Here is a 7,210-nt window from a genome sequence, read left to right on the forward strand (position 1 = left end):
GAAACGCACATGCGCCGATGGTAGTGTGGCCTAAGCCATGCAAGAGTAGGTCATCGCCAGGGGCTTTACCCTAAAACGCCGCAACCCACAGGTTGCGGCGTTTTTCTTTGCGCGATCCATTTACCCGGGCGCCTGATTCCACCGCAGGAGCGACGTCAGTCGCGACCAAGGCACGCGCTGAGGCCGCAAGGCCTTCGTCATGGGCCGAAGCGGCGTGTTATCGCCGGGGCAGGAGCGGCGCGAGCCGCGGCCGCGCTGCGTCGGTCCTGCAGCGCGCCCTTCAAGAAACATCAATATCCAACCCAACGCTTCCGCTACTCAAGCGGCGGGTAACTGCCGGCTTGAACCGTGCGCCGCAAGACCGCAACGGCGATGTCGCGGCTCGCGCCGCTCCTACCCTGGCGAACGCACGCCGCTTCGATGGATAGCATTCGCATTGTCGTCTCGGCGCGTCCCTTGATCGCGACTTACGTCGCTCCTACAGAGGGCAGTTCGCAGCGCACTGACGCGGTGGCTCCGGGGAGGAGCGACGCAAGTCGCGACTGCGTCGTCTCCCGTGGCTGCGTCCCTTACCGCAGGCCAGTAATTCCAACTCAGTCGCCCACCGCCCGGAACGTCACCACCAGCACATCGCGATGCGCTTCGCGCGTCGGGTCTTGCGGGGTTACCGCGGTCACGCCGTGGAAGACGCGGGCGTCGTCGACCAGGGCGGCATCGAGGGGGGCGGTCAGGGTGAAGCTGCCGAGCAGGCCGCCGTCGGCGGTGTGGATGGTGGTCGTGCCGCTGACGATGTTGTGGCGGTCGATCAGCAGCACCAGGACATAGTCGACGCCGTCGCGGTGCACGCCTTCGGGCGTGGGCTGGCCTGCTTCGTCGCCGCGGGCTTCGATGCGGAACTGGTGCAGTTCGATATGCCAGCCGGGCACCTGCGGCGCCAGCAGGCCGAAGAACTCGCGGCAAAAGCCGAGAATGGTCGCCAAGGTGGCACCGTGGGCGACGTCGTCGCTTACCGGCTCGAACCAGCGTTCGATATCGCCCTGCAAGGCGTTGTAATTCAGGCTTTGGTAGTGCGGCTGATGCCGCTGGCGCGCGATCGCGCCGTTTCGATCGGCGCGGAACACGGCGTGGCGACGGCGGCGATGACGGCCGACGCTGGCGAGGTAGCTGTCCGGCGCCAGGTCGTTCCAACTGTGAGCGAAGGCGGCCCAGTCCTGCAGCGAACCGTGACGCAGCAGATGCGTGCGCATGTCCTCGCCGGCAACGAAACGGAAACCGTCGCGGCGCAGGGCGTCGGCGAAATCCTGGTGCTCGGAACTCGGTGCGGGGTTCATGCCTGGCTCTTGAAATCGAAGGCGTACAGGGTCGCGGCGAACGATCAGGCCGCCGCCAGGGCGGCTTGTACGAGCAGGGCGACCACGCAGCCGAAGCCGGCCACCCAGGCCAGGCTGCGCAAGGGAGCCTGGCGGGTCAGATAGAACACGCCGTGCAAAACGCGGCACCCGATGAAGGCCACCGACAGGCCGGCGATGACGCCGGTGTCGACGCCGGTCATCTGCGCGCCGAGCACGCCGGCGGCGAACGGGGCGAAGGCCTCGAAGGCGTTGAGGTGGGCGGCATAGGCCGCGTTGCTGCGCGGGTTGTCCTGGCGGGTCTGCCAGGCGCGGGGATCGCGGTTGTCGTAGCGCTCGCCGCTGCCCTTGGCGACGGCGGCCCACAGATAGGGTAGTAACGCGGCGATCAACAGGCACCAATAAGCGACGGTCATGGACATGCGCGTTCCCCGTGGCCGCGGGACGCGGCCTGCAAAGCCTAGCGGAAAAAACGACGGCGCCCAGGGGGCGCCGTCGTCGGGTCGCTTTGCGGTCGTGGGCGACCGGGCGCCGTTTGGCGATCGCCCAGCGGCTTGCGCGGCGCTTACTTGGCCGGAGCCATCAACTTGTCGTGCGCGGCGCGAAAGGCGTTGCCTTCGTACCAGTTCGGCCACTGCTCGTTGCCGGCGAGCACCTTGCCGACGCCGTACAGCGCGTCGAGGTCCTGGACCACGCCGTCGAGCTTCCAGTTCGGATCGAACTGGTCGGCCGGCTTGTGGTAACGGTTGTCGCGGTAGTCGACCTGGGCTTTCTGTCCGGCCTCGGTGCCGCCTTCGAGCAGGTCGTCGCCGCCCTTGGCGTACAGCGCGGGCACGCCGGCCTTGGCGAAGTTGAAGTGATCGGAGCGGAAGTAGAAGCCGTCCTGCGGAGTGGCTTCGGCATGCAGCACGCGGCCCTGGCCGTCGGCGATGGTCTTGAGGATGTCCTCGAGCTCCGAGCTGCCGTAGCCGACCACGGTGAAGTCCTTGGCCTTGCCGATGATCGGCATGGCGTCGAGGTTGATCACCGCCACGGTCTTGTTGAGCGGCACGGTCGGGTGGGCGACGTAGTACTTGGAGCCGAGCAGGCCCGACTCCTCCAGGGTCACCGAAACGAACAGCAGCGAGCGGTCCGGCGGCGGCGTCTGCTTGCTGAAGGCCTCGGCGATCTCGAGGATGCCGGCCACGCCGGAGGCGTTGTCGATCGCGCCGTTGTAGATCGTGTCGGCGCCGCCGGCCTTGCCGTCGCCGGCGCCGTGGCCTTCGTGACCGCCTTCGCCGGTGTGGTTGCCGAGGTGATCCCAGTGCGCCATGTAGACGATGGCTTCGTCGGGCCGCTTGGCGCCGTCGAGGCGGGCGATCACGTTGCGCGAGGACTTTTCGCTGATCTTGCTCTTCAACTCGACCGAGGCCTTGGCCTGCAGTGGGATCGCCTTGAAGCCGCGCTTGCCGGCCGCCTTGTAGAGCTCGTCGAGGTTCTGGCCGAGGTCGCCGAGCAGCTTGCGAGCGCTGTCGCCGGTGATCCAGCCCTGCACCGGCAGGCGCGGTTCGGGATCGTCCTTCGCGGGCAGGTCGAACTGCGCGCCGGACCAGGAGTTCTTGACCACGTCCCAGCCGTAGGAGGCGCCGGCGTCGTCGTGGACGATCAGCGCGGCGGCCGCGCCCTGGCGGGCGGCTTCTTCGAACTTGTAGGTCCAGCGGCCGTAATAGGTCATGCGGCGGCCTTCGAACAAGGTCGCGTCCTGGCTGTGGAAACCCGGGTCGTTGACCAGGATCACCACGGTCTTGCCCTTGACGTCGACACTGGCGTAGTCGTTCCACTTCTGCTCGGGCGCGTTGACGCCGTAGCCGACGAACACCAGGTCGCTGGCGTCGAGCTTGACCTCGGCCTGGCCGGTGCGGGTGCCGACGACCATGTCGCTGCCGAACTTGAGTTCGCGCGGCTGGCCCTTGACCTCGAGCTTGAGCGAGGTGGCTTCGTCGGCGGTGGTCTCGACCATCGGCACGGTCTGGAAATAGCTGTCGCCGTTGCCGGGCTTCAGGCCGAGGCGCTTGAACTGCGCTTCCAGGTACTGGACGGTCTTTTCTTCGCCGGCGCTGCCGGGCGCGCGGCCCTCGAACTCGTCGGAGGCCAGGACCTTGACGTGTCGGGCGAAGTCGGCGGCGTTGATCGCGCCATCGAAGGCGTGATCGGCGGCGGCGCTCGGCGGGGCGGCCGGGGCGCCGGCCGGAGCCTTCGCCTCCGGCGTTTCGGCCGGCTTGTTGCAGGCCGACAACACCAGGGCGGCGGCCACCAGCGAGGTGGCGGTGAGGAGCGGGGTACGGGACATCAGACCTCCAGGAGCGGCCGGTGGGCCGGGGGTGGGGGAGGTCCATTCTAGGGGCAACGTCGCGGGGGCGTTGTCCCGTGCCTGGCCGCTGGCGGGGTCGCGACTGCGCCGGATGGCGCGGTTCGGCCCGGATTCGCCGGGGTCTCGGCGCGAACGGCTGGAATCGCGGCCCGTGCCGGTCGATCGGAACGGGCCGGATCGCGAGCGCCGGGCGCTTACTCGGCCGGCGGCGTCGGCGTGTTGAAGGCGATCGCGGTGGCGCCGCGGATCGGGCCGGTCTTGGCGGTGGCGTGCACGTACAGGGTGACTTCGCGTTCGAACACCAGCGGGCCGTCGACGCGCGCGTTCGGGCCGATCACCACGCGCGGGTTGCGCGGCTTGAGCTTGATGCTCATGCCGTTGGGCTTCGTGTAGCGGATGCCGCCGCTGACGTGCGAGCCGACGCCGACGGTGACGTCGCCGTTGACGGTTTCGATGCCGCCGGTGACATCGGTGTCGACCAAGCCGATCGCACCGTTGACGGTCTCGACGTCGCCGCGCACGGTGCCGCCGCGGTCGACGAAGATGCCGCCGTTGACGGTTTCCAGGCCGTCGCTGGCGGTGACGTCGCTGGCGACGCGGATGCTGCCGTTGACCGTCTCCAGGCCGCCGGTCTGGCTGCGTTCGCCGACGCTGATGCTGCCGTTGACGGTCGAGGCGTCGGCGACGCGGGCGTTGTCGCCGATCTTGATGCTGCCGTTGACGGTTTCCAGCGTGCCTTGGCTTTCGCCGGAGCCGACCGTGATGCTGCCGTTGACCTTGCTGACGCCCTCGGCGGCGAACGCCAGCGGCGAGGACAGCGCGATCAGGACCGAGAGGCTGAGAGTGAGGCGGGGGCTCGTCATGGCGTGTTCCGTTGTGTAGTGGACAGGGATTGAGATGCGGGCACTGCGCAAACGGTTTACAGCCGCGCGAACAAATCCTGCTTCGGCCGCGACCGGGCGTTGAGGATCAAGCACTTGCCGGCGCCGCAACGAGCCGGGTCGTGCCCGGCCCGCGCCGGCGCGCCTGTTGTTCGGGGCTTCATGCGGCGCTTCGCTACAATCGCAGGACCCGCCCGCGGCGGCCCCTGCCCCAAGTCATAGGAACTTCCGACGTGTCAGCGCCTTCCCGCCCCAAGCCCGTAGTGTTGTTGATCCTCGACGGTTGGGGCCATCGCGACGATCCCGCCGACAACGCCCTGGCCCAGGCGACCCTGCCGAACTGGCGCGCCCTGCTCGCGAGCGCACCGCACACCCTGATCCACACCGAAGGCCGCCACGTCGGCCTGCCGGACGGGCAGATGGGCAATTCCGAAGTCGGCCACATGAATCTCGGCGCCGGTCGCATCGTCTACCAGGACTTGACCCGGGTCGACGCGGCGATCGAGGACGGCAGCTTCTACGCCAATCAGGAACTGCGCGCGGCCTGCGCCGCGGCGAAGGCCAACCGCGCCACCCTGCACGTGATGGGCCTGCTGTCGCCGGGCGGCGTGCACAGTCACGAGCAGCACCTCTTCGCCATGCTCGAACTGGCCCGCCGCGAAGGCGTGGCCCGGGTCGCTGTGCACGCCTTCCTCGACGGCCGCGACATGCCGCCGAAATCGGCCGCGCCGAGCCTGGAACGCCTGCAGCAGGTGTGCGCCCAGGTCGGCAATGCGCACATCGCCTCGATCAGCGGCCGCTACTACGCGATGGACCGCGACCAGCGCTGGGATCGCCAATTGCGCGCCTGGCACGCGATCGTCGACGCCGCCAGCGAGCACCGCGCCGCGAGCGCGCTCGCCGGCCTGGAGGCCGCGTATGCGCGCGGCGAGACCGACGAGTTCGTCGCTCCGACGGTGATCGTCACCGGCGAAGTCGGCGCCAGCGCGGCGATGGCCGACGGCGACGCGGTCGTGTTCATGAATTTCCGCGCCGACCGCGCCCGCCAGCTGACCGCGGCCTTCGTCGATCCCGCGTTCGCCGGCTACGAAGCGCGCCGGCCGCGGCTGTCGCGCTTCGTCTGCCTGACCGAGTACGACGCCCGGCTGCCGGCGCCGGTCGCGTTCGGCCCCGACGATCTGCACAACACCCTCGGCGAGCTGCTGGCCGCGAACGGCCTGACCCAGTTGCGCATCGCCGAGACCGAGAAGTACGCGCACGTGACTTTCTTCTTCAGCGGCGGGCGCGAGGAACCGTATGCCGGCGAAAGCCGCATCCTGATCCCGAGCCCCAAGGTCGCGACCTACGACCTGCAGCCGGAAATGAGCTGCCCCGAGCTGACCGAGCAGCTGGTCGCCTCGATCCGTTCCGGCGCCATCGACGTGGCGGTCTGCAACATCGCCAACCCCGACATGGTCGGCCATACCGGCGATCTGGGCGCGGCGATCAAGGCCGCCGAAGCGGTCGACCTGGCGATCGGCGCGGTTGCCGCGGCGGTGCGCGAAGTCGGCGGCGCCCTGCTGATCACCGCCGACCACGGCAACCTGGAAATGATGCGCGACCCCGAGACCGGGCAGCCGCACACCGCGCACACGGTCGGGCCGGTGCCCTTCGTGTATGTCGGCTCGCGCAAGACCGGCCTGCGCAGCGGCGGCGCCCTGCGCGACGTCGCCCCGACCATGCTCGATCTGCTCGGCCTGGCGCAACCGGCCGAAATGACCGGGCAAAGCCTGCTGGAGCGCTGATGCCCCAACTGCGCGAGCTGCATCAACTGCGTGCGCGGGCCTGGCCGGCGCTGGCGGCGATCGCGTTCGTCGCGGTGTCGCTGCTGCTGCCTGTATCGAGCGCGATGGCGGCGGCGCAGAACAGCAGCCGCGAAACCGAACGCAAGCTCGAGAAGATCAAGACCGAGTTGAAGTCGGTCGCCGCCGAGCGGCGCCGGCTCGAAGGCCAGCGCGGCGATGCCTCGCAGCGGCTGCGCGCCGCCGACGAACAGGTCGGCCATTCCAATCGCGCCCTGCGCGAGACCGAGGCGCGGCTGGCGCGCGAGCAGGCCGCCTTGAAGGAACTGCAGAGCCGCCGCGACGCACTCAACGGCAAGCTCGGCGCGCAGCGGCAGGAGCTCGCACGGCTGGTTCGCGCGGCCTATGCGCAGGGCAACGATGCCCCGCTGAAGTTGCTGCTTTCGCAGGACAAGGTCGCCGACAGCGGCCGCATCCTCACCTACCACGGTTACGTCCAGCGCGACCGCGCGCGCCGCATCGGCGAACTCAATACGCAACTGCGCGAACTCGATGCGGTCGAGCGCGAGATCGTCGAGCGTCGCCTGACCCTCGACAGCACCCGCAAGCAGCAGCGCAGCCAGCTCGGCCAGCTCGAGAAAGACCGCAAGGCGCGTGCCGCGCTGGTCGCGCAGATCAACGAAAAGTACCAGGACCGCAGCACCCGCGAGCGCGAGCTCGGCCGCGACGCCAAGGGCCTGGAGCAATTGCTGGCGAAGCTGCGCGCCGCGGCCGCCCGCGCCGAGGCGCAACGCCGCGCCGCCGCCAAGGCCAAGGCCGAACGCGAAGCGCGCGAGGCGAAAGCCGCGG

At 69.3% G+C, this 7,210-nt stretch carries 6 protein-coding genes; 2 read left to right on the plus strand and 4 right to left on the minus strand.

All coding sequences use genetic code 11. The annotated features are described in order from the left end of the window. Positions 1-593: 593 nt before the first annotated feature. The 4 genes from ACSAMQ_RS19440 to ACSAMQ_RS19455 all read right to left on the minus strand — a co-directional run bounded on the left by ACSAMQ_RS19440 (position 594) and on the right by ACSAMQ_RS19455 (position 4,562). Positions 594-1,331, minus strand: a complete 738-nt coding sequence (locus ACSAMQ_RS19440; RefSeq protein ID WP_435397239.1) for a 2OG-Fe dioxygenase family protein — start codon at positions 1,329-1,331, stop codon at positions 594-596. Between the two features lie 44 nt (positions 1,332-1,375). Then, the gene (locus ACSAMQ_RS19445; RefSeq protein WP_435397240.1) at positions 1,376-1,765 is read right to left on the minus strand and encodes an MAPEG family protein; all 390 of its coding nucleotides are present in this window, start codon (positions 1,763-1,765) and stop codon (positions 1,376-1,378) included. Positions 1,766-1,914: 149 nt separating this feature from the next. Then, positions 1,915-3,678, minus strand: coding sequence for a M28 family metallopeptidase (locus tag ACSAMQ_RS19450; RefSeq protein ID WP_435397241.1), 1,764 nt, complete (start codon positions 3,676-3,678; stop codon positions 1,915-1,917). Between the two features lie 215 nt (positions 3,679-3,893). After that, on the minus strand, positions 3,894-4,562 hold the full coding sequence (locus tag ACSAMQ_RS19455; RefSeq protein ID WP_435397242.1) for a hypothetical protein: 669 nt from the start codon (positions 4,560-4,562) through the stop codon (positions 3,894-3,896). A 251-nt stretch (positions 4,563-4,813) separates the two neighbouring features. Here ACSAMQ_RS19455 and gpmI point away from each other — a divergent pair, with 251 nt between their 5' ends. Further along, positions 4,814-6,364 (plus strand): 2,3-bisphosphoglycerate-independent phosphoglycerate mutase, encoded by a 1,551-nt coding sequence (gpmI, locus tag ACSAMQ_RS19460; protein WP_435397243.1) that lies wholly within the window; start codon positions 4,814-4,816, stop codon positions 6,362-6,364. Then, positions 6,364-7,210 (plus strand): murein hydrolase activator EnvC family protein (locus tag ACSAMQ_RS19465; protein WP_435397244.1); only part of this gene is annotated, 847 nt, incomplete at its 3' end. The genes gpmI and ACSAMQ_RS19465, both read left to right, overlap by 1 nt.

The sequence above is a fragment of the Lysobacter sp. 1R34A genome (assembly GCF_051217035.1).
Classification (GTDB): Bacteria; Pseudomonadota; Gammaproteobacteria; order Xanthomonadales; family Xanthomonadaceae; genus Lysobacter.